The organism is Vibrio sp. 1751, assembly GCF_033339895.1.
In the GTDB taxonomy this organism is placed as follows: Bacteria; Pseudomonadota; Gammaproteobacteria; order Enterobacterales; family Vibrionaceae; genus Vibrio; species Vibrio alginolyticus.
In genome coordinates, this window is the sequence record NZ_JAWOVM010000058.1 from 1 (window position 1) to 21001 (window position 21001).

At 41.9% G+C, this 21001-nt stretch carries 17 protein-coding genes and 1 other RNA gene; 9 read left to right on the forward strand and 9 right to left on the reverse strand.

What is annotated here, in order from left to right:
• Both ssrA and R7041_RS16395 read left to right on the forward strand, forming a co-directional pair.
• Positions 1-57: a transfer-messenger RNA gene (gene ssrA, locus R7041_RS16390) on the forward strand; the annotation flags it as partial.
• A 189-nt stretch (positions 58-246) separates the two neighbouring features.
• A complete protein-coding gene (locus R7041_RS16395) occupies positions 247-1470 on the forward strand; it encodes a tyrosine-type recombinase/integrase (protein ID WP_318114816.1) in 1224 nt (407 codons plus the stop codon).
• 141 nt (positions 1471-1611) lie between these two features.
• Here R7041_RS16395 and R7041_RS16400 read toward each other — a convergent pair whose 3' ends face one another.
• The 3 genes from R7041_RS16400 to R7041_RS22745 form a co-directional block, all read right to left on the reverse strand.
• On the reverse strand, positions 1612-3378 hold the full coding sequence (locus R7041_RS16400) for an AIPR family protein (RefSeq protein ID WP_318114817.1): 1767 nt from the start codon (positions 3376-3378) through the stop codon (positions 1612-1614).
• 328 nt (positions 3379-3706) lie between these two features.
• On the reverse strand, positions 3707-4552 hold the full coding sequence (locus R7041_RS16405) for a hypothetical protein (protein ID WP_318114818.1): 846 nt from the start codon (positions 4550-4552) through the stop codon (positions 3707-3709).
• Complete coding sequence (locus R7041_RS22745) at positions 4543-4821, reverse strand: helix-turn-helix transcriptional regulator (RefSeq protein WP_411978880.1); 279 nt, start codon at positions 4819-4821, stop codon at positions 4543-4545. Before R7041_RS22745 ends, R7041_RS16405 begins: the two co-directional genes overlap by 10 nt.
• Before the next feature lie 191 nt (positions 4822-5012).
• Between R7041_RS22745 and R7041_RS16415 the strand changes: the two genes are divergently transcribed.
• Complete coding sequence (locus R7041_RS16415; RefSeq protein WP_318114819.1) at positions 5013-5582, forward strand: hypothetical protein; 570 nt, start codon at positions 5013-5015, stop codon at positions 5580-5582.
• Here the strand turns inward: R7041_RS16415 and R7041_RS16420 are convergent.
• Positions 5574-6800 (reverse strand): flagellin, encoded by a 1227-nt coding sequence (locus R7041_RS16420; protein ID WP_318114820.1) that lies wholly within the window; start codon positions 6798-6800, stop codon positions 5574-5576. The two genes, R7041_RS16415 and R7041_RS16420, sit on opposite strands and share 9 nt — an antisense overlap.
• Positions 6801-7666: 866 nt before the next feature.
• Between R7041_RS16420 and R7041_RS16425 the strand changes: the two genes are divergently transcribed.
• A complete protein-coding gene (locus R7041_RS16425; protein WP_047102125.1) occupies positions 7667-8152 on the forward strand; it encodes a DUF6795 domain-containing protein in 486 nt (161 codons plus the stop codon).
• 691 nt (positions 8153-8843) lie between these two features.
• On the opposite strand, the gene R7041_RS16430 is transcribed toward R7041_RS16425, so the two are convergent.
• Positions 8844-9407: a porin family protein gene (locus R7041_RS16430; protein ID WP_005383742.1), complete on the reverse strand. Its 564-nt coding sequence runs from the start codon at positions 9405-9407 to the stop codon at positions 8844-8846.
• 398 nt (positions 9408-9805) lie between these two features.
• Between R7041_RS16430 and R7041_RS16435 the strand changes: the two genes are divergently transcribed.
• From R7041_RS16435 to R7041_RS16450, 4 genes are all read left to right on the forward strand, one after another.
• A complete protein-coding gene (locus tag R7041_RS16435) occupies positions 9806-10687 on the forward strand; it encodes a LysR family transcriptional regulator (RefSeq protein WP_005381669.1) in 882 nt (293 codons plus the stop codon).
• Between the two features lie 120 nt (positions 10688-10807).
• On the forward strand, positions 10808-12343 hold the full coding sequence (locus R7041_RS16440; RefSeq protein WP_005381670.1) for a bifunctional GNAT family N-acetyltransferase/carbon-nitrogen hydrolase family protein: 1536 nt from the start codon (positions 10808-10810) through the stop codon (positions 12341-12343).
• A 204-nt stretch (positions 12344-12547) separates the two neighbouring features.
• Entirely contained in the window at positions 12548-13135 is a 588-nt protein-coding gene (locus tag R7041_RS16445) for a DedA family protein (protein WP_005383738.1), read from the forward strand.
• A 180-nt stretch (positions 13136-13315) separates the two neighbouring features.
• Complete coding sequence (locus R7041_RS16450; RefSeq protein ID WP_170890789.1) at positions 13316-14683, forward strand: Na+/H+ antiporter NhaC family protein; 1368 nt, start codon at positions 13316-13318, stop codon at positions 14681-14683.
• A 74-nt stretch (positions 14684-14757) separates the two neighbouring features.
• Here the strand turns inward: R7041_RS16450 and R7041_RS16455 are convergent, their stop codons facing one another.
• The 4 genes from R7041_RS16455 to R7041_RS16470 all read right to left on the reverse strand — a co-directional run bounded on the left by R7041_RS16455 (position 14758) and on the right by R7041_RS16470 (position 19427).
• The gene (locus tag R7041_RS16455) at positions 14758-15597 is read right to left on the reverse strand and encodes a 3-keto-5-aminohexanoate cleavage protein (protein WP_053302975.1); all 840 of its coding nucleotides are present in this window, start codon (positions 15595-15597) and stop codon (positions 14758-14760) included.
• Entirely contained in the window at positions 15588-16919 is a 1332-nt protein-coding gene (locus tag R7041_RS16460) for an aspartate aminotransferase family protein (protein ID WP_042521241.1), read from the reverse strand. The genes R7041_RS16455 and R7041_RS16460 overlap by 10 nt, the downstream gene beginning before the upstream one ends.
• A gap of 208 nt (positions 16920-17127) precedes the next feature.
• A complete protein-coding gene (locus R7041_RS16465; protein WP_005381677.1) occupies positions 17128-18396 on the reverse strand; it encodes an O-acetylhomoserine aminocarboxypropyltransferase/cysteine synthase family protein in 1269 nt (422 codons plus the stop codon).
• Between the two features lie 119 nt (positions 18397-18515).
• The gene (locus R7041_RS16470; protein WP_042521185.1) at positions 18516-19427 is read right to left on the reverse strand and encodes a LysR substrate-binding domain-containing protein; all 912 of its coding nucleotides are present in this window, start codon (positions 19425-19427) and stop codon (positions 18516-18518) included.
• Between the two features lie 106 nt (positions 19428-19533).
• Here R7041_RS16470 and R7041_RS16475 point away from each other — a divergent pair, with 106 nt between their 5' ends.
• The gene (locus R7041_RS16475) at positions 19534-20790 is read left to right on the forward strand and encodes a D-amino acid dehydrogenase (RefSeq protein ID WP_206949573.1); all 1257 of its coding nucleotides are present in this window, start codon (positions 19534-19536) and stop codon (positions 20788-20790) included.
• Positions 20791-21001: the final 211 nt, after the last annotated feature.

The following is a 21001-nucleotide window of genomic DNA, read 5'->3' on the forward strand; positions in this document are numbered from 1 at the left end:
GTAGTACCAATGATGAACGGTTTTCGGACGCGGGTTCAACTCCCGCCAGCTCCACCAAACGTTTGGAAAAGGCCACCCGAAGGTGGCCTTTTTTGTATCTAAAAGCACTGAAATTCAACTAGTTAACTCACTTCTCTGTCTTATTCTGTCTCATCTCGTCTCATATCTGCTCACGTTTTTAGTACCCAATGATTTACCCTATACTCATATCCAAGATATTTTGGGTACTAAATCGAGTATAAAGAGATGGCAAGACGTGTAGTTCAACTGACAGATAAAAAAGTAAAAAGCATTAAGCCAACTGACAAGGAACAATTGCTCAGTGATGGCCAAGGCTTACAACTTAGAGTTATGCCAAATGGAACAAAATCATGGCGTTTCGTGTACAAGAGTCCAGCTACGGGAAAACGTGGAAATATGACCTTGGGCACATACCCGAGACTATCGATAGCTAATGCAAGAAAAAAAGCAGAAGGCTACCGTGAGTTAGTAGCACTAGATATCGATCCAAAACACCATAAAAGAGAAGAGAAAGAAAAAAGCGAGGCTATACACCAGCACACACTATTTAATGTTTCACATAATTGGATAGAACGAAAGAAATCAGAAGTAACCGAAGACTACGCGAAGGATATCTGGCGCTCATTTGAACTTCATGTTTTCCCTACTTTAAGCTCACAACCTATATCTATGATTACAGCACAGTCCGTAATCGAAACTCTAAAGGTAGTAGAAGCTAAAGGTTCTCTGGAAACTGTTAGACGTCTAACACAACGCTTAAATGAAGTTATGGTCTATGCGATGAACTGCGGACTACTGCAAGCAAATCCGATTAGCAACATCCTAGCTGCTTTTAAAAAGCCCACTAAGCAAAATATGAAAAAGCTGGACTCAAATGAGCTACCAGCCCTAATGAATGCACTAGCAAACGCGAGTATTAAACGCTCTACACGCTGCCTTATTGAGTTTCAACTTCATACTATGACAAGACCAAATGAAGCGGCTGGCGCGAAATGGGAGGAATTTGATTTACTAGGACGTGTATGGCTCATACCAAAAGAAAGAATGAAAAAACGAAAGGAACACCGTATACCTCTAACTGAAGAGGTAATTAATCTGCTGAAGACAATGAGAGCAATGAAGGGAAATAGCGAGTATGTGTTTCCATCAATTAAAGATCCGAAAAAACCAATGCATAGTCAAACCGCAAATATGGCACTCAAGCGAATGGGTTTTAAGGATCGCTTGGTATCCCATGGCATGAGAGCTATGGCTAGTACGATCCTTAATGAGAATGGCCATGATTTCGTGTTGGTGGAAGCTGCTCTTGCCCACGCAATTGGTGATAGCACTCAGCGTTCGTATAACCGTACAGACTACCTAGAACGCAGAAGAGGCCTTATGGATTGGTGGAGTAAGCATATCGTCAACGCATCTCAATCAAGAGTGTCATTGGCGGTAGTAGCTTAATGCTACTTTACAAGTCAACCTGTGCACCCATAAAACTGGGAACTAAAAAATAAAAGTTAAATACTATTATATTTGCTATATACTTTGTGGTTTAGATATAATAAAAGCCTTGATTTAAACCAAGGCTTGTAAAATATATTTTTAATTTTTTAGCTGTTTAACGAAAGACTGGAAAGGCCGAGGCTTTTGCATTTTTATTATCGCAGACATTTGTTGTCTAAACGAAGTAACAGAACTTATGATTTTTTGTTTATCAGACAACCTTCCAGACACTCCCGGTTGCAGTTGCTGCGTAAATATAAGTGCGATATCTAATACTGGTTGCCAATGCTTAATGCACAAATGTTTGTCACTGCTATTTTTGAAACAAATACCATATTCATTTTTAATTGGCTTTCCAATAATGGCTTCGAATGATTTACTAATAGCATGAATTAAAAGAAATTTAGAACCTCTCATATTCATATAATTGAGAACCTCTCTATCATCTGACGTAAGTTCTCCTGCTTTCTTCAAGTCTAATACTTTTTGTTTGTACTCCTCGATTGCTTCACTTAAAGTATCAACAAAAAATAAATGCTCAGCTGTGATGTCTTTTCTAAAAGCTAAATCATATAAGTCATTATCTTCCCATATTTTTGTTTTATCATGATAGCTATGGTATGGGCTACCATGCCATGCCATCAAACACTGAGCTACACTTTGAGAGTCAATTCTTAGCTTCTTATCACCATTAAACTCAGCTCTTAATGCACCATCATATTCTGCACAAGGTATTTTTTTAAATCCATTTCTTAAACTAGTTTGGATAGAGTCACCAGATCTAAAGTCTGATGGAATCACTTGATTCTGAGAGTTATTAGCTTGTGTAATACTTTTTATTTTGTCGATTTCAGCACATTTAATAAAACGAATACCAACTTCAATATCTGATAAATCAACATCTTTAAGTGTACCTAAAGAACCTGTTGTTTGTGCTCCATTCACAATGGAAATGCCTTTGATGCTTTTTATAACACCAACATTATTCTCTTCTGTAATATCAAGTTCGTAATCAGATACTAATGCAGTCACACCGTTATTGAATACATAAAAATCACTTGCATTTTTAGTCGCAGACTCTTGTATCCCAGCGTTAATTCTTTTGTCTTTGTCTTTTTTATTACTTCCCATGAAGCCTCTGACATTTGCACTAAACAATTCATCTTTATGTTCAGTATAAAGGCTTGATAGGAATGACCCAGGAACGGTTGTAATAAATGACTCCCATGAAGAACTTTGCTTTCTAAACCCAGGAAGCGGACTATCAAAAATAAACTCATTATCAACTAAAATTGCACTTTTTGATGCTCTATAGAACTCATCCAGCGTTTCAATTCCCACTTCCTTCATAGAGATATCTACGTCAATATTAGGAAATTTATCGCGTAATTGAGCTCTTGCAGATTCCAATACAGGCTCCATCTGAACCTGCACATTACTACTTTCAGGACAGTTATGGATGTACCATGTATGAATCACTCTAATGTCATCGTTTTTGATTGCTTCACGGGCATCCAACACATGATATTTGATACCGTCAGGAATATCACTTTCCGGTAAGGATAGAAGAGCACTCATGGCAAATGCTAGATCTTGTCCCTTTCCTCCTAAAGCATTTAGTCTATCTTTTCTGGACTTGTAAACTTGGCAGCAAACTATTGATTTACTCTCTCGGCTAACATACAAAAGGTCAATCTTACAATCATCGCCACCTTCTGTAGATGCTTCAGAAAGCTCACTATGGACATCATCTAAACTGTAGAACAACTCTAAAGCATAAAAAGCATGAGCATTTTCACCATACTTTTCTAAGTCTTTTCTTTGCTTTAAAGCCATGAAAAAAGGGCTTTGAGTATGCATCTTCATCTTTCACCTATCCTGTTGTTAGCATGTGTTAGTTTAACGCTTTATATAAGCTTCGTAGTCAGCGAACTATCATTATTTTCGAGCCAGAGTTTATACTCGCAGCATTCTAGTCTAATTGTGAATGAAAATCACAACAGCTCTGCTTTAACTAGATCACAAAGCATAGTTATTTGATTTATCTAGCTTTCAAACTAAAAAATGAGTTTAACTTGGGAGTGAGTAAAGAAGTGATATTTATAGAGACTAGTGTTGTATCGTATGCTTCTTAAAAGTTCTAATTTGAGCCATTGAGATAGGTGATATTGGTGTAATCTACACAAATCGTAGATTACACTTTGGACTGTTTTAACCACTCTCTTGCATGCCATTGAAAAGGTAGCGTCCTTCTATCTTGTTCATCTAACCAGCAAAGAGACTCACAGAACATCAACTTATTAAGTCGATATTTTTTTGTCAGATTCTTACCCCAAAACGATTGATAATCACGAACTTCAAAGCAAGCCAACTTGTGTATGTAACTCAACTGCTTGAGAGGATCTCTAAACTCCTGCTTCATGAATGGTCTAGCTTGTCTATTTTGCTTGATATGCTTGGGGTGTAGCTTCGTAAGTTTCTCTGCTAATCGTTCAATCGCCTCTTCATTACCCGATTTACGCATAAGAACATGGTAGTGAGGTAACCATTTTTGTGGCGAGCCATGAAAATCTAACTCAAACGAACCCAGTACCGGACCATCGACACCACATCTAGACAAAAGCTTTCTCAATCTGTCTTTATCTTTAGGGATATCATAGTCAACGAAGTCATACGCATCTACTCCGCGCGAGTATTGAATTATAGTGTAGACACCGTATTCAACATTCTGTGTTTGCTCTTGATCAAGCAAAATTGAAGCAATGATGTTATTGACACGTTCTATTTTAAACTGCCGATTACACTTCTTACACGCCACACTCTTACACTCGTATAGACCTTCATTGCAGTCTTCTAGCTTGTCTGCTAGCGCATGCAGTCGACCACAACTATATCTTCGACCAAGACTCCCATGGACATGATCAGCCATTTTTCTCAACAGCTCGATGCGATACTCGTTCTCCAAATAAGCTTCATACTCGCTCATTAACCAATCACACTCTTCTAATCTGGTGCCAGATAAGAATATGTCTAGTTGCATCTTCTCCACACCTCTTCAAGTAGCTTTTGCCCTTTATCTAATTGTGGTAATAGAAAAATACTTTGGCGCTCTTCAACCCAAACATCCACTTCAGATTCTTTCCACGCAACTCGGTTTTTCGAAAGTCGATATGAACTTGGAAACTCTCCTGATTTCATCAAGCGATAGATCTGAGCTCTGCTATAGGAAGTTCTTTCTAACACCTCTCCAATTTTCATATATCTCTCATTCGCCATGTCTTTTGTCTCTGTTTCAAATAATGGTGACATCGTATCAAACTACAGAAACCACCTTGTGAGCCTCACAGGTCATCATGAAGAACTTGTGAGACTCACAACATAAAAAACACTATAAAACAGTAAATTAAAACATTATTTTGTGAGTCTCATATTGAAAATGCATTTAAATAGATGTAAAAATTGTGTAGCGTAAAGGATGTAATAAGGAACGAGAATTGATTATGAAACATAGAAGTGATGCAGCTATAAGACAACAATATGTAACACAAAGAAGAAAAGATTCAGGACTCGTAACCAAGAGAATTCATGTGTCAAATGTCGCACTAGACAAACTTGATGCCATTGGAACTAAACTTGGCTTCTCAAGTAAGGAACTCCGTAACAGTGAAAATTTATCCGCAATTATCGAACTTTGTCTTGGTACTTTTTTAGACAGAAGTTTTGACGGTAAAGCAAACCGCAAAGAAGCTCTGTACCTGATGCAAATCCACAACATAGTTAAGTTCAAAGAGCAACAAGGATTCAATGACAAAGCTATATCTAACTTCCTTGAAGATTCGGGCTATGAGACACCGTTCATCGCCAAAAGAGTGGTCAATACACAAAAATATCGTCTTAGAATGGTAGAGAAATGGACTGACGTACTTGTAGAAAGATTAAAAAAAGAAAGCTATGTTCAAAAACAAACCCAGCTCATTGGCGAGTGTCGTCGTCCAAAGAGGATAATTCGCAAGAAACCTCACCTAAGACGAGAATCAGAGGTGTTTCGAGATGAAGATTTCTCAGTTTAATAAATTCATAGCACTTACATTGGAGCTATTTGCTTGAGCCAAAATAGAAGTATTTACCTGATTGAGGATAGACTGTTTAGTTAACTCACTGGTTTCTTTTGCGAAGTCAGTATCTCTAATCTGACTATTGCTGGCTGCTACGTTTTCTGATGATTGAGATAAATTGTTTATAGCGTGGGACAGACGGTTTTGTGTAGCACCAAGCTTTGCTCTTTCTGAATCAACTGATTGCAATAACTTATCTAAACTATTAAGCACACTGCCTGCTAGTTCTGGGATATCTAGAGATGGTAGTGCACTTATAATGCTTTTATTGGTTATTTCTACTTCTCCACTATGATAGTGCCCTTGCTCACTTGCGTAAGGATCATGCTGATTGTGAGGATAAAAATTATGATAGTGCCTTGTAGCTACAAATTCATTAGCATTAAGCGAGTAATAAACTAAGCGCTGAGACTCTACCCCATCACTTCTAACGTATTGCTCCGTTGATACATGTACACTATCGCCTAATCTATCATTGATCTGTTCAGCAGCATCGGTCATAGAAGAACCGGGCTCAATATCTACATACGTAACATCTTCTGTTCTATGCGCTCTATCAGATTCATAAGATATCCGCTGAATAACAATCGAATCCCCAGGTTCAGAGATCCAATCTTTCTTATATTCAGAATATCTTACAAATCTACGCTCTTTCGTCGTACTTTCTTGCTCTTCTTCACCTAAGTTTGGCAAATCAATACTGATAGTCTCACCGCTATCTGTACCGACTTGAAATGTTCTATGGTTATTCATACCATTAAGTAGTCGTTGTCCACCGTAACTAGTTGTTTCACTTATTCTATTCAGCTCATCTGTTAATGCATTATATTCTTGCTGAATAGCCTCACGATCTTCCGAGTTGAGAGAACCATTAGCATACCTTAAAGTCAAATCACGCATACGCATTAGGTTTTCCGTGTATTCTCCCATAGCACCTTCAGCGGTCTGAAGCATGGAAATACCATCGTTAGCATTCCGGATCGCCACGTCCATTCCTCGACTTTGCGATTGCAACCGATTAGAGATCTGAAGACCAGCAGCATCATCCTTAGCAGTATTGATCTTCAATCCGGATGACAAGCGCTCCATAGACGTAGCATGTCTATCAGTAACCCGACTTAGACGATGCTGTCCATGCATAGCAACTACATTTGTATTGACGTTTACTGCCACGAGATATACCTAGTTTATTATTGTTGAAACTTATATCGGTATTAAGAAAGGTCAAACAACCATCTTGACGTACTTCTACTATCGACCAGTTATGCAAAAGGTTTAATTGTTTTTCGAAGAAAGCTATTGACAAAACAGACAGTTATGGTCATTTCAGTGGTGTTAGTTGGTGAACAATGAATACCAAAGAGAGTAATTCTTAAAGTTGATCACACTTTTCAAATTTATCCCAGATTTTCTTTTAGTACCCAACAAGTTACCCAATGGAAAAGCAAAAATAGAATTTTTCTTTTTAAATCAATTCACTAGAGCCGAAGTTCAGATGACGCCAGCCCACCAAACGTTTGGAAAAGGCCACCTTCGGGTGGCCTTTTTTGTATCAACTAAAATAGTCTCTTTTTTCAAACATTCATGCTTTCTGAAATCTTACTACATAGATTACCGCATACCTTTGGCCCATGTAGGTTTACAAACTCGTTGAGTATTAATCAGTAAACAAGAAGTTCATAAGTACTAATCAAAAAGGCAGAGAGCATGGTACTAAAAGCCCTGCAACTTAAAAGTTTTCTGCTTACCTATCCTTTCTAAGAGATAACTAGATCTAAGTCTAAAGCCTATACTCACCTCCCTCGATGAATTGATTGATGCATTCATTGTTAGTCCCTACTCGCTTGTTTCATTACAGCTCTATCGATGTAATGACTACAAATAGTAGTTACAAAAAATAATGTAACTCTAATTACAAAATTAACCTTAGATATTGAATAGAAACACAACATATATAGATTTTTAAATTTCAAAATGAAAGTATTGTTGTGAAAAATTAAGTTGCTGGAATTATTACCGTCATATTAGTGAGCATTGTAATGAATTTTGAAGAAAGTAAATTGAATGACGAACACGTTAATCAATACACACCGAAAATCAATGGTGTGTTAACAAAGAAAGGAAAACCACTTAGTAGCCTGAAGGTTAGCCTTAGTATTGGTTTAAGCACCTCAGGGAAATCAATAGACTTATCAACATTCACAGACAGTACTGGTCGCTTTGAATTTTCTCCAGTCTATGAAAATAAAAACATCATAAGCACTCCTCTTATTGAGCACTATGTAACTATTGTTTTAGTCGCAGAACTCAGTAATGATGAAAGTACTATTATTTGGGAAGGAAGCTTTGATGGTTATAAAATAGAGGATTACGTAAAAAATAACATGGCTAACCTTTCTTGTGACACTGAGAACCCTCTTAAGTACTTTGCTTTTTCAATTGATGATGAAGAAAACGATGACTACTACGTGAACAGTCAATGTAACTTATTTGGTTATATAGACTCTGACTTGTATGGAAATTAAATAATGCACTCATGATGCAACTCCAGTTCCTATGTCTCCTCTTTGGCCATTTACTCACGGTGGTATTGAGTATCGGCTAGATGGAAGTTCTGGCATCTACTTCTGCGCTCATGGACTAGGAAAAAAATCTGTTCCGGGTTATGTCAATACCGCTACAAGTAATGAGTGGTCGGCACTACAACCCAAATCTCAAGCTTACCTAGAACGCAACGTATTTCTTGACTTCAACAATAGATATAATGCTCGGATGACTGATGGTTGGGTAAGTAAAATAGTCTCTTCAACTTTGACTTTACTAAGAATTTCAGGTCTGGGTCATATAATACAACAGATGCGACCGTAGGTCTTACTGCTTGGGATCAACTAGCTAAAGCTATGGCGTACATTTCAAAACTAAAAAACGAGTATACAGAACACGTTCGCGGTATTTTAGGTCACATGAATGTAATGTCAGGTAGCGCAGCGATCGACCTATCGAGTATTACTTATAGAGTGATAAAACTTTGTTTTTCGAGACTAGTAAGAAGGTTAGATAGCCATGTTAGAAATGCTCTAAATATAGTAGAGTGACAGTAAAAGGCACGAACAATTATTCTAAAAAACGCTCTATTATCCTCAACTAGATTGAGTTCAGAAAAAGCGAAGCTATTTAGGCTTCGCTTTTTATTAGGGATTAGAGTTGTTAACAATATTAAAATCTATATTCCACACCTAGTGATGCTTGGTTAAAGTCTGTTTCCGTGTTTGCACCGTTCGCGACATTCTCCGCATTGAGTTCTACGTCGTACCACATATATTCTGCGTTAACTAAGAAGTTATCAGTAACTTTAAAACCCACACCGGCACCAGCGAATACACCTTCATCATCTTTGTTGCCTTGGAAGCCCGCAACGTCGTAATCCGTCGAGTACCACATTTGACCGCCTTTTGCGTAAAGGTCGACACGATCAGCAATAGGGGCTGTAACTTTTAGTGCTGCGGTGTAACCGTCCGTTTCGGCATTTGCTAGGTTATTACCATAGCTACCGAAATCAATGTAACCACCTTCCAACGCTAAGTAAGGATTAAAACGGTAACCAACTAAACCTTGAATAACATCGCTGTCATCATCAAAGTCATCTTGTCCATCAACTTTTAAGTAACCGTAGTTGGCGCCAACATATACACCATGATCGTTGGAGTCCGCAGCATGTGATAAAGTACTAAACGTTGCTAAAGAAAAAAGGCTAATCAAAGTAACAACATTGCTTTTCATTTCGTTCTCCTAATATAAGTTCCATTGAAGGTTCGAATAGTAAAGAGCAAATGCAATGCCAACTTTAAATTAATGAAAAATATATTTAATTTTATAGAATACTGACAATCCTCTAAAGAACGCCGAACAAAAACAGAAAAAAAGATCTGTCTGTTTACTTTATATAAACAATACTAAATTGAGGTTAATCGATGATGTGAAAAAGATTCTTGTTAATTTGTAGATTTTTCAAAGAAATTAAATAAACATCTAAAATACTCTTGTAGATTAATCAGTCAAAAAACGCTTAGCTAGTTTTTATAAGAAAGGAAGCTAATCACACATACGTTGCATCTTACTTTGCTTCAAGCCGTGAATACTCTACTCTTTGCCTAAGCAGAGTTTAATGGAACTGAAGTATGTTAAAAGGCAGTGAATACCCTTCTATTCGAGCATTAAGGACGTTTGTCGCGGTCTCTAATTACCTCAGTTTCTCTAAAGCAGCGGATGCCCTATGTATTACGCAAAGCGCAGTAAGCAAACAAATCGCATCGCTGGAGCAATTGGTGGGTTTACCTTTAATACAAAGAAGGGCGAGTGGTATTGAGTTAACCGAAGAAGGCAAGCGTTACCTGCCGCAAGTCACAGAAGCTTTGGAGCTTATTCAGCATGCAACTGCCAACTTAATCCAGTCAGATTCAAAGCAAGAATTACTCACCGTGGACGTAACCCCTTCTTTTGCCAGCCTTTGGTTGATACCTAATATTGATGACTTCCACCAGCAACATCCTAACATCCGAGTAAGAGTCTGTACCGGGGATGGGAACGTCAAAGATTCGAGCAACGAAAGTGACTTACATATTCGCTGCCTTCCATTATCCACACATTATGAATACAGCCACTTACTGTGCGAAGAAACATTGTTATTAGTCGGTTGCACAAATGCTCCTGCAATTGAGAGTGTGCACGCTGTTAGTAATTATCCGTTTATACCTCAAATCACTCGCCCTCAGCTATGGGAGCAATTTAAAACTGTCTACACTGTAGAATCTCCCGTTACCTATCAACCTGTAGGCGTCGAACATTTTTACCTAGCTTGCGAAGCTGTCAGAATGGGAAAAGGGCTCGCCTTGCTTCCTGATTTTATGGCGCAGTATTCGATTTTAAGAGGGGACATTCAGCATGTTCTCAACCTCTCTTTACAGAGCGGTTATGGTTATTACGTGATGATTCCAAATTATCGACTTTCAGCTAAAAAAGTAGTGGCATTTCACGAATGGCTGAAGAGCAAGCTAAGTTAATGTTGTTTCTTTAAACTCGTTTAGGTAAACCAAAACAACTCAAAGACTTCGGTATCTGTCTGCTCAAATTTATGGCATTCTCATCCATACTATTTAAAAAGGATAAATGGATAGTAGGATATGGACAGCAACACGCCAAGACTCTCTTTACGCACCATTGAGCCGACCGATTACCCAGAGCTCGCGGAATTAATGGACCTTGTTTTTCCTGATGTTGGTGGCTCATGGCCACGCCTGACCATCATGGATCTTATTCATCAGTTTCCTGATGGACAAATCTGTATTGAGGATAACGGAAAAATTGTCGGCGCAGCGCTAACAATCAAAGTGGACTACAACCGGTTTTCACTTCCTCACCTGTACACCGACATCATCACCGAGAACAACGTCATCCAAAACCAAGTGACCGGTGACGCAATGTATGGTCTCGATGTATTTGTTCACCCGGACTACCGTGGGCTGCGTTTAGGTCGCCGTCTGTATGATGCGCGTAAAGAACTTTGCCGGAGTAAGAATTTCAAAGCAATTTTAGCCGGTGGTCGCATCCCGAATTACCACAAATATGCTGACGAACTGAGCGTGGCTGAATACATCGACAAGATAAAACGCCGTGAGCTTCACGATCCTATTTTGTCTTTTCAGCTTGCAAACGACTTCGATGTCAAACGTATTATGCGTGGTTACTTGCCAGAGGATAGTGCTTCTAAAGGCTACGCAACTCTGCTGGAGTGGGATAACTTCTTCTACGAAGAGGATATTCAATCCGTCCATGATGTAGAAAAAACGCTGATTCGTATTGGTGTTGTGCAGTGGCAAATGCGCGCCATGAATGACTTAGAGGACTTGCTCGATCAGGCTGAGTTCTTCATTTCTTCTCTTGCGAACTACAAAGCCGATTTCGCCCTATTCCCTGAATTCTTTAACGCGCCGCTGATGGGCTTGCAAAACGACCAAAATTCCGTCGAAGCAATTCGCTTTTTGGCTAGCTTTACAGAAGAGATCAAAAACCGCTTCTCGCAGATGGCAGTCACCTACAACATCAACATTATTGCTGGCAGTATGCCCGTCATCGAAGATGGCAAGTTGTATAATGTGGCCTACTTACTGCAACGAGATGGTGAAATAAACGCTCAATATAAGATTCACATCACGCCCCATGAGCAAAAAGACTGGGTGATCGACGGTGGTGACAATGTTCAGGTGTTCGAAACCGATGCAGGCAAAGTCGGCATACTGATTTGTTATGACAGCGAGTTCCCAGAGTTGGGAAGAATGCTCGCCGAGCAAGGCGCACAAATTGTGTTCGTTCCTTTCTGGACAGACACAAAAAATGGCTACCAACGAGTACGAATCTGTTCCCAATCACGAGCCATCGAAAACGAATGCTACGTTGCAATTGGGGGCAGTGTCGGCAACTTACCTCGTGTTGATAATGTCGATATCCAGTACGCACAATCTGCCGTATTCTCACCGTCGGATATCTATTTCCCACACGATGCGACCTTGACAGAAGCAAGCGCCAACACCGAAATGATAATCTTCGCTGATGTTGATTTGACTAAGTTGAAACAGCTTAATACCGAAGGCTCTGTCACCAACTTACGTCATCGCCGCCTTGATTTGTATGGCGCATTCACCAAAGCCAAAGAGTCATAAGGATCTCCCTAGTTCGCCGCTACCAAAGAGCGTGGCGGCGAGTAAAGCCAGCTGCAGGTTGATTCTGCGCAATTATCAGAGGCATGTCAGTTTTTCTCAACGGTGAGAAACAAGAATTGACCCAATAGGACATTCGGAGTATCACTCCAACTTCGTTCCGCTTTTATTAGGGGAAAGCTTTTGGAACATATTAACGAACTTCTCATGTCAATGAAGCCTTTGCTTGAGCAATACGGCTACGTTGCGCTGATTGTCAGTATATTTCTAGAAGGGATAGGTATCCCGATGCCTGGTCAATCACTGATGATCGCGGCATCTTTGCTCTCGTCAGAACAAGTCATGAACCTAAGTATGGTAATGATGGTATCGTGGCTGAGCTGCTTTTTTGGTAATACCTGTGGCTACTTAATCGGTTATTACTTTGAGGGGTGGTTAGATAAAAAAGGCTACATTTCCGGCCCGAAGATGCAAACGCTTCAATTGACTATCCAGAAATACGGCCCTACGTGCTTGGTGGTCAGCCGCTTTATTGAAGGAATGAAGCAATTTATGCCTCTTGCATGCGGTATCGCGAAAATGCCACGTAGAGAGTTTTTGCTCGGTAACGCCCTCGCGGCGACGGTTTGGGTATTGGTATTCAGCTTGTTAACTCACTTTGCATTTGAACATTTAAGCGTGTTGAGCAACCTGTACACCGAATACAAATATCTGGTATGGGCATTTGCTGCTGTCTTATTTACGTGGATGGTTTTAGGTATTGTTAAACGCAAAAAAGCCAAATCAATGCAATAACGACAGTCTCTTCATTAGCGCATAACTAAAGCTCGTGGTATCAGTGAGATACGCAACACGAGCTTTTATCTTTTTCTTTACGTGTAAAATTTAAACAGCCATTTAGACGTCTAGACGTTGACAATGCGTAAATGTGATATTAGTCTGCTCTTCTCTCTTATTATTAACATTGTCGTTTACATGTCCGGTTCCCAACAAACAACTAAAACAGTTGCACCGTCTGCGGTCGCACTGATCCCATTAATTGTATTCCTTGCGCTATTTATTGGCGTAGGCACTTACTTATCTTTGCAAGGCGTGGAATTTGCCTTCTACCAGCTGCCTGCACCCATCGCGGTATTACCAGCCATCATCATTGCGTTTCTTTTAAGTAAAGAGAAACTTAACCGCTCAATCGAACACTTCATGCGTGGTGTTGGCCACCCAGACATCATCGCAATGTGTATGATCTATCTGCTTGCTGGTGCCTTTGCTGCGGTAGCAAAAGCCTCTGGCGGTGTTGATGCAACGGTGAACCTTGGTTTATCCGCAATTCCAACCAGTATGATTTTACCGGGCATTTTTCTGATTTCTGCTTTTATCGCAACAGCAATGGGCACTTCGATGGGTACCATCGCAGCCGTTGCACCCGTAGCGTTAGGCATTGCTGAATCAGCCGGGATGAGCTTACCGTTAACCGCAGGCGTTGTGCTGAGCGGCGCTATGTTTGGTGACAACCTTTCTATCATCTCTGACACCACGATCGCGGCGACACGCTCTCAAGGTTGTGAGATGAAAGACAAGTTTAAAGAGAACATTCGTATTGCTTTGCCTGCCGCGTTGATCGCGATTGCAGTGTTCGCTTTCAACAGCACCGCGACTCAAGTGCCTGCAACTGGCGATATTGAGTGGCTAAAAGTCTTGCCGTACATCACTATTTTGATCCTAGCGGTATCTGGTGTGAATGTGTTTGTGGTTCTGTCGATTGGTATCCTTTTGGCTGGCGGCGTGAGCTTGGCATCGATTGACAATTACGGACTGACTAATCTAGCCCAAGACGTTTACAAAGGCTTTGGTAACATGCAAGAGATCTTCTTGTTATCCATGTTGATTGGTGGTTTGAGTGAACTGATGCGCCGCCAAGGTGGCCTTGCTTTTCTAACAAATTTCGTTAGTAGCCTTATCCACGCGTTTGGCTCTAGTCACTCTAAGCATGCGAACAGTCGTGCAAGCGAGCTAGGTATTGCAGGTTTGGTATCAATGGTCAATGGCTGTACGGCAAACAACACCGTAGCCATCATTGTATCGGGCAGCGTTGCTCGCCAACTGGCGGAAGAGAATAATGTCTCTCCTCGCCGCTCAGCAAGCTTGTTAGACATTTTCTCATGCGTGGTGCAAGGCGTGTTGCCTTACGGTGCTCAAGTATTGCTGCTAGGTTCCGTGTTCAACCTCTCGCCACTTGAAGTAGTTGCCAATTCTTACTACTGTTTTGCATTAGCGATAGCGGCTATTGTCGCGGTGTTTATCAAACATCCCGCTCGTCAACCTGTAGCGCAAACTGAGAACTAACGACAAATACCGAAAAGGCTCCGATGGAGCCTTTTTACTTTCCTTTCTTCTTTTTTTCTTTTCCGCGAGCAGATTTACTTCAAAGCTGAACGCAAACTTTGCGCACTGTGTAAAGGAATCGCAAAGCGATGCGCCACATCGCGTAGAGCTTCCACCTGAGCCGCGTTACTGATTGCTAATTCGCCTGCCACATCGACGTGGTTATTCTCAAACCCCACTCTCACATCGAATCCAAGTAACATCGCACTCGCTAAACAGTCTTGCTCTCGCGCGCCAAAAGCACAAATGGCACATCGAATTTCTTCCTCGACAAAATGCGCCAAATTCAAACCTCGTAAATCCCATGGCGAAGACTGTTGAGCTTGGTGATAACGCCCTAACACCACTAATGCATGCTGATACGTTTTAGGTAACACGCCCGCATCACGCAGTTGGAAATAACGTTCAATGTCGGTTGCATCGTAGAGAATAATTTGGCTCACGATGTTGTTTTCTGCCACCCAATGGAAAAAGGCATACCCTTCTTTCTCACTTGCTCGATCAGGGATTAACTCCCTCAATGCGAAAGAAGCCGCTTCTGGTTTCACAGCTTTAACTAACGCCATCTGTTGTGGCGGAGAATACAAGCCCACCGCCTCTGTGGTGAGCTGTACCATCATGTTTTGTCCCACCGCTTCTTTCACGGCATAGTAAATTGCCATGTTGTCGTCGATGTCTAATGAATGACGTCCGTTGGCGTCTCTAGCATGTAAATGGATCATGGCAGCCCCTGCCGTTTGACAAGCGATAGCCTCTGCAACCAGTTCGTCTTTTGTCATGGGTAAGCTGGCGTGATCGTGCTTAGTTTTTCTTGCACCGTTTGGGGCCACGATAATAGCGATAGGCTCTCGTATACATCGATTTTCTAATTCCATTCCTTCGCTACCTCTTTTAGCGTTAATGAGAGTTTGCCAACTAGCTCATCAATATGGTGAGGCTGAATAATGAATGGCGGTGCAAGCAAGATATGGTGCCCATTAACGCCATCAATCGTTCCGCCCATTGGGTAGCACATTAAGCCATTTTCCATTGCTTGCTGTTTGATGCGTTTGTCTGCCAATGTGGCTTTACTCAGAGGCGCCTTGCTTTCTTTATCCGCCACCAGCTCAATGCCAAAAAATAAGCCTTTACCACGAATGTCGCCAATGTACGGTAAATGGGCCAATTCAGAAGTAAGCTCATTACGCAGCAAAGCACTTTGCTGATTCACCGCCGTTAATAAATCATCTTGGAAGATGGTTTGAATGGTTGCCACGGCAGCAGCGCACGCCACAGGGTGCGCCATAAAGGTATGGCCATGTTGGAAAAAACCGCTTCCACCGGCAATAGCTTGGTAGACTCGATCATTCGCAACCACCGCGCCAATAGGTTGATAACCCGCACCAAGCCCTTTAGCCATACACACCAGATCGGGTTCTGCCTCTTCTTGCTCAAATGCAAAAAAACTACCACTGCGTCCAACGCCACACATGACTTCATCCAAGATCAATAACACATCGTATTGGTCGCATATTTCGCGAATACGTTTGAAGTAACCTTGAGTCGCAGGCACAGCTCCAGCGGTGGCTCCCACAATGGGCTCAGCGACAAAAGCCATGACATTCTCAGCCCCCAACTCAAGAATTTTTGCCTCTAGTTCATTCGCCGCTCGCAATGAGTAATCCAATTCCGACTCATGACTCTGCTGACAACGATAAGCATAGCAAGGGGCAATGTGATGACTCGGATGCAAGATAGGTTTGAACGGTTCACGTCGCCATTCATTACCACCGACCGCCAGAGCTCCCAACGTATTGCCGTGATAACTTTGCTGACGCGCAATGAATTGCTTCTTCTCTGGCTTACCTGATTCCACAAAATACTGCCGCGCCATTTTTAGTGCCGACTCCACCGCTTCTGATCCGCCACTGACTAAATACACATGGTTGAACTGCTCAGGCATATGCTGACAAATCAATTCCGCTAGTCGCTCACTGCTGTCACTAGTAAAAAATCCAGTATGAGCAAACGGCACTCGCTCGAGCTGTTCCAACATAGCTTTTTTAACGGCTTGATGACTGTGGCCAAGGTTTGATACCGCAGCGCCGCCACAAGCATCGAGATACTGTTTCCCTTGTTTATCGAATAGATAAACACCTTCACCTTTATCGATGATTGGCAACGTGGCATGGCAATGACGGTGAAATACGTAAGACATTTGAGTCCCTTCCAATGTGTAAGATTTGCACACATCATCAGGAACAACCCCAAATGCGACAAGGGAATAAATTTCATCCACCATGAGCTTTTGGAATACCACAATCCAAAAACACTAAAACCCTTGATATTTAAACAATAAAATAAAAATAGGCCAGCTTTTTTAAAGGCTGGCCTATGGGTAACCCAAAGCTAAAAACAGAATCGTTTTACGCGTTTAGTGCCTGTTCTAAATCGGCTAGAATATCGTCAATATGTTCAATACCCACCGATAAACGAATCATCTCTGGAGACACACCAGCTTGTTTTTGTTCTGCTTCGCTCAATTGACGATGAGTCGTCGATGCAGGATGGCAAGCCAATGATTTTGCATCGCCAATGTTCACCAAACGCTTAAAGATTTTCAAAGCATCATAAAAACGCACACCAGCGTCATAACCATCTTTTAAACCAAACGACAAAATCGCAGAAGGCTTACCTTTCATGTATTTTTCGGCGAGATGGAAGTGTTCAGAACTTGGCAATCCGGCATAACTTACCCAACTGACTTTGTCATTCTGTTCCAAGAATTCAGCCACTTTGAGTGTGTTCTCGGTATGGCGCTCCATACGCAGCGGTAACGTTTCTAGCCCTTGCATAAGCATAAATGCATTCATCGGTGATAATGCGGCTCCGGTATTACGCAGTGGTACGGTACGCGCACGCCCGATAAATGCCGCCTCACCAAACGCTTCGGTATACACCACGCCGTGGTAAGAAGGTTCTGGTTGGTTGAAAACAGGAAAGCGGTCTTTGTGCTGCGCCCAAGGGAATTTACCTGAATCCACAATCACGCCACCCAATGTGGTGCCATGCCCACCAACGTATTTAGTGAGAGAGTGAACTACGATATCCGCACCGAACTCGATGGGTTTGCACAGCACTGGCGTCGCGACGGTGTTATCCACAATCACAGGCACGCCTTGTGCGTGAGCAAGCTCCGCCACACGTTCTAAATCGATGATATTACCTGCAGGGTTACCAATGCTCTCGCAGTACACCGCTTTGGTATTTTCATCAATTAACTCGGCCAAACTTTCTGGCTTGTCATCTTTAGCAAACTTCACCTGAATACCCTGATTTGGCAGCATGTGCGCAAACAAGGTATAAGTACCGCCATAAAGTTGCGGCGTAGAAACGATGTTATCGCCCGCTTGCGCTAAGGTCAGAATCGCATAGTTAATCGCTGCACTCCCCGCACTCACGACCAATCCAGCAATGCCGCCTTCTAACGCCGCCATGCGTTTTTCCAGAACATCGTTAGTCGGATTCATGATGCGAGTGTAGATATTCCCCGGCACTTCCAAGTTAAACAGATCAGCGCCGTGCTGCGCGTTGTCAAACTCGTACGCGACTGTTTGATAAATCGGTGTCGCGACAGATTTGGTGGTCGGGTCAGTTTCGTAACCAAAATGGATGGATAGCGTTTCGTCTTTCATGTTCTTCCCTGTCTTTCATCACTCAAATAGCGGCAAGCAAAGCACTTACCTTGCTTATAAAACTTATATTGCCCAATTTTTCAACAAATAACGTAGGGATAAATCACAGAGATAAAACGCTAATTCAACTGTCCAAGTAACCAGTGACGAAACGTTTCTGTCGCATTCGTACGTGTGTTCATGATCAAGTAATACCCTGCATTGGCAGGAATCGGTTTGAATGGAGAAACCAAACGCTCTGTCGTCAATTCATCCTCAATCAATGCCATTCGAGCCATCGCAATCCCAACGCCAGCTTCGGCTGCAGACATCGCCATATCCGTTCGATTAAAAAAGTGTCCGACATCGGTTTTAAAATCCAACCCCATCGCTGACGCCCAATATAGCCACTCATAGTCACGCGTCGCTTTTTCCCATGGCATCGCATCGTGTAGTAGCGTCGCCTCTTGCCATTGCTTCACTGGCATTGAGTTTTTTTGCTCACCAAACAACGTTTTTAGCCAGCCATGATCCTCAAGGTATTTTGGACTCATCACCGGTAGCAGATGCTCATCCAAAATCAGCTCCGCGTTAGCATTTCTATAAGGATGAAGACCATAGTCAATTGCGACGTCATAGTCTTTTATCTCACTATTTACCAGCGCACCTTCCGCAAAGATTTGTACTTGGATATCCGGATTATCATGATGGAAGCTTTCGAGCTTTGGGACTAACCATTTGAAAGCAAAAGAAGGCGTCAACTTCAAACGAATTTCATTGGTTTGCTTTTCTACTTTGAGCTCATCAAGCAATTTGCTCAGTTCCGAAAAGTGAAACTGCGTCGCTTGGTGTAACTGAGTGCCTTTTACGGTTAAACGAATACCGCGAGAGTGGCGTTCAAATAAAGTAAAACCTAATAACGCTTCCAAATGAATAATTTGTTGGCTTATGGCACCAGTGGTGAGGTGTAAATGTCTTGCGGCACCAGTAAAGCTACTGTACTCCGCGACTTGGCTAAATAGGCACAAACCACTTATCAGATTACTTTTCATCCTTGAGCCTATAGTTTTTCTAAACACTGTGTGTAATTTATATCGATTGTTAATAAAAGGTAAAGAAAAGAAACTGAGCACTCTGATAAATGTGTGGAGTGCATCAATGGAAGTCATCGTATTAGGCAGCGGCGTTATCGGCTTAACCTCTGCTTGGTATTTATCTCAAGCAGGCTATCAAGTTACCGTCATTGACCGCCAACCAAGCAGTGCCATGGAAACGAGCTTCGCCAATGCCGGGCAGATCTCGTATGGCTATTCTTCGCCTTGGGCTGCGCCTGGTGTTCCTGTTAAAGCCATTAAGTGGTTAATGGAAGAGCATGCTCCACTTAAAATCAAACCCACTCTGAATGCCGACATGATCCGCTGGGCGAGTAAAATGGTCGCGAACTGCACCCTACCTCGCTATCAAGTTAACAAGGCTCGCATGCTTTCGATCGCTAACCACAGCCGTGTTTGCTTAGAACAGTTACGCCAAGAACACGCCATTGAGTATCAAGGACGTCAGTTTGGGACCTTGCAAGTATTCCGAACACATCAACAGCTGCAAGCTATTGAAAAGGACATGCAGCTCCTTGAACAAAGCGGAACCCGATTTAAGCTAATGGACGTCGAACAATGTATTGAACAAGAGCCAGGGCTTGCACTTGTGAAAGACAAACTGGTTGGTGGCTTGCATCTACCTGATGACGAAACGGGCGATTGCCATCAATTTTGCCAACAACTAACGGAGCTTGCTAAGGCACACGGTGTCCGATTTGAGTTCGATACTGAAGTAAGCAATTGGGTTACAGTAGGCAAAAAGATCATAGGTGTCCAAACGAACCGAGGACAATTTAAAGCAGACCAATATGTAGTGGCCTCTGGCAGCTACTCTACAGCGCTACTCAAGCAACTCGATATTGATATTCCGGTCTACCCTGTCAAAGGCTATTCACTCACCATCCCGATGGAAGATGAACACTTCTCTCCTCGATCTACTGTGATGGATGAAACCTATAAAGTCGCTATGACTCGATTTGATGACAGAATTCGCGTAGCTGGCACCGCAGAATTAGCAGGGTTTGATACTTCCCTTCCACAAAAGCGCAAAAACACTATCGAAATGGTCATCCGTGATCTTTTTCCTCGTTGTGGTGACTTCAGCCAAGCTGAGTTTTGGAGCGGCTTTAGGCCAATGACGCCTGATGGCACACCAATTATCGGCGCGACTAAATACGATAACCTTTTTACTAACACCGGACACGGAACTCTGGGTTGGACGATGGCTTGTGGTTCAGGTCAATTGCTAGCAAGCGTAATGAAAGGTGAAAAAACAAAAGTGATGGATAATGCGGAGCTTAACCTTTGTCGTTACGCCTGAGGACATGACTGAACAAAAAACAGGCAGACACTTACTCCACAAAATGCATAACCACTGGCATTTTTAACTCATCAAAATCGCAGCACATTTAAATGACAATGTGCTGCATAATTAATCATCAGGCAAATCTTCTACCTAAAAGGAGCAAATAAGCAACAAGAACCAAATTTTAACAACTACTCTCCATTCTGTGTTCATCATCACGCTACAA

What these genes read in the sequence shown, in the direction of transcription:
- R7041_RS16415 (WP_318114819.1), top strand. Translation starts at nt 5,013, where the DNA reads ATGAAACATAGAAGTGATGCAGCTATAAGACAACAATATGTAACACAA.
- R7041_RS16440 (WP_005381670.1), top strand. Translation starts at nt 10,808, where the DNA reads ATGGACAGCAACACGCCAAGACTCTCTTTACGCACCATTGAGCCGACC.
- R7041_RS16445 (WP_005383738.1), top strand. Translation starts at nt 12,548, where the DNA reads ATGTCAATGAAGCCTTTGCTTGAGCAATACGGCTACGTTGCGCTGATT.
- R7041_RS22745 (WP_411978880.1), bottom strand. Translation starts at nt 4,821, where the DNA reads ATGTCACCATTATTTGAAACAGAGACAAAAGACATGGCGAATGAGAGA.
- R7041_RS16430 (WP_005383742.1), bottom strand. Translation starts at nt 9,407, where the DNA reads ATGAAAAGCAATGTTGTTACTTTGATTAGCCTTTTTTCTTTAGCAACG.
- R7041_RS16475 (WP_206949573.1), top strand. Translation starts at nt 19,534, where the DNA reads ATGGAAGTCATCGTATTAGGCAGCGGCGTTATCGGCTTAACCTCTGCT.
- R7041_RS16395 (WP_318114816.1), top strand. Translation starts at nt 247, where the DNA reads ATGGCAAGACGTGTAGTTCAACTGACAGATAAAAAAGTAAAAAGCATT.
- R7041_RS16400 (WP_318114817.1), bottom strand. Translation starts at nt 3,378, where the DNA reads ATGAAGATGCATACTCAAAGCCCTTTTTTCATGGCTTTAAAGCAAAGA.
- R7041_RS16435 (WP_005381669.1), top strand. Translation starts at nt 9,806, where the DNA reads ATGTTAAAAGGCAGTGAATACCCTTCTATTCGAGCATTAAGGACGTTT.
- R7041_RS16455 (WP_053302975.1), bottom strand. Translation starts at nt 15,597, where the DNA reads ATGGAATTAGAAAATCGATGTATACGAGAGCCTATCGCTATTATCGTG.
- R7041_RS16425 (WP_047102125.1), top strand. Translation starts at nt 7,667, where the DNA reads ATGAATTTTGAAGAAAGTAAATTGAATGACGAACACGTTAATCAATAC.
- R7041_RS16470 (WP_042521185.1), bottom strand. Translation starts at nt 19,427, where the DNA reads ATGAAAAGTAATCTGATAAGTGGTTTGTGCCTATTTAGCCAAGTCGCG.
- R7041_RS16405 (WP_318114818.1), bottom strand. Translation starts at nt 4,552, where the DNA reads ATGCAACTAGACATATTCTTATCTGGCACCAGATTAGAAGAGTGTGAT.
- R7041_RS16465 (WP_005381677.1), bottom strand. Translation starts at nt 18,396, where the DNA reads ATGAAAGACGAAACGCTATCCATCCATTTTGGTTACGAAACTGACCCG.
- R7041_RS16450 (WP_170890789.1), top strand. Translation starts at nt 13,316, where the DNA reads ATGTCCGGTTCCCAACAAACAACTAAAACAGTTGCACCGTCTGCGGTC.
- R7041_RS16460 (WP_042521241.1), bottom strand. Translation starts at nt 16,919, where the DNA reads ATGTCTTACGTATTTCACCGTCATTGCCATGCCACGTTGCCAATCATC.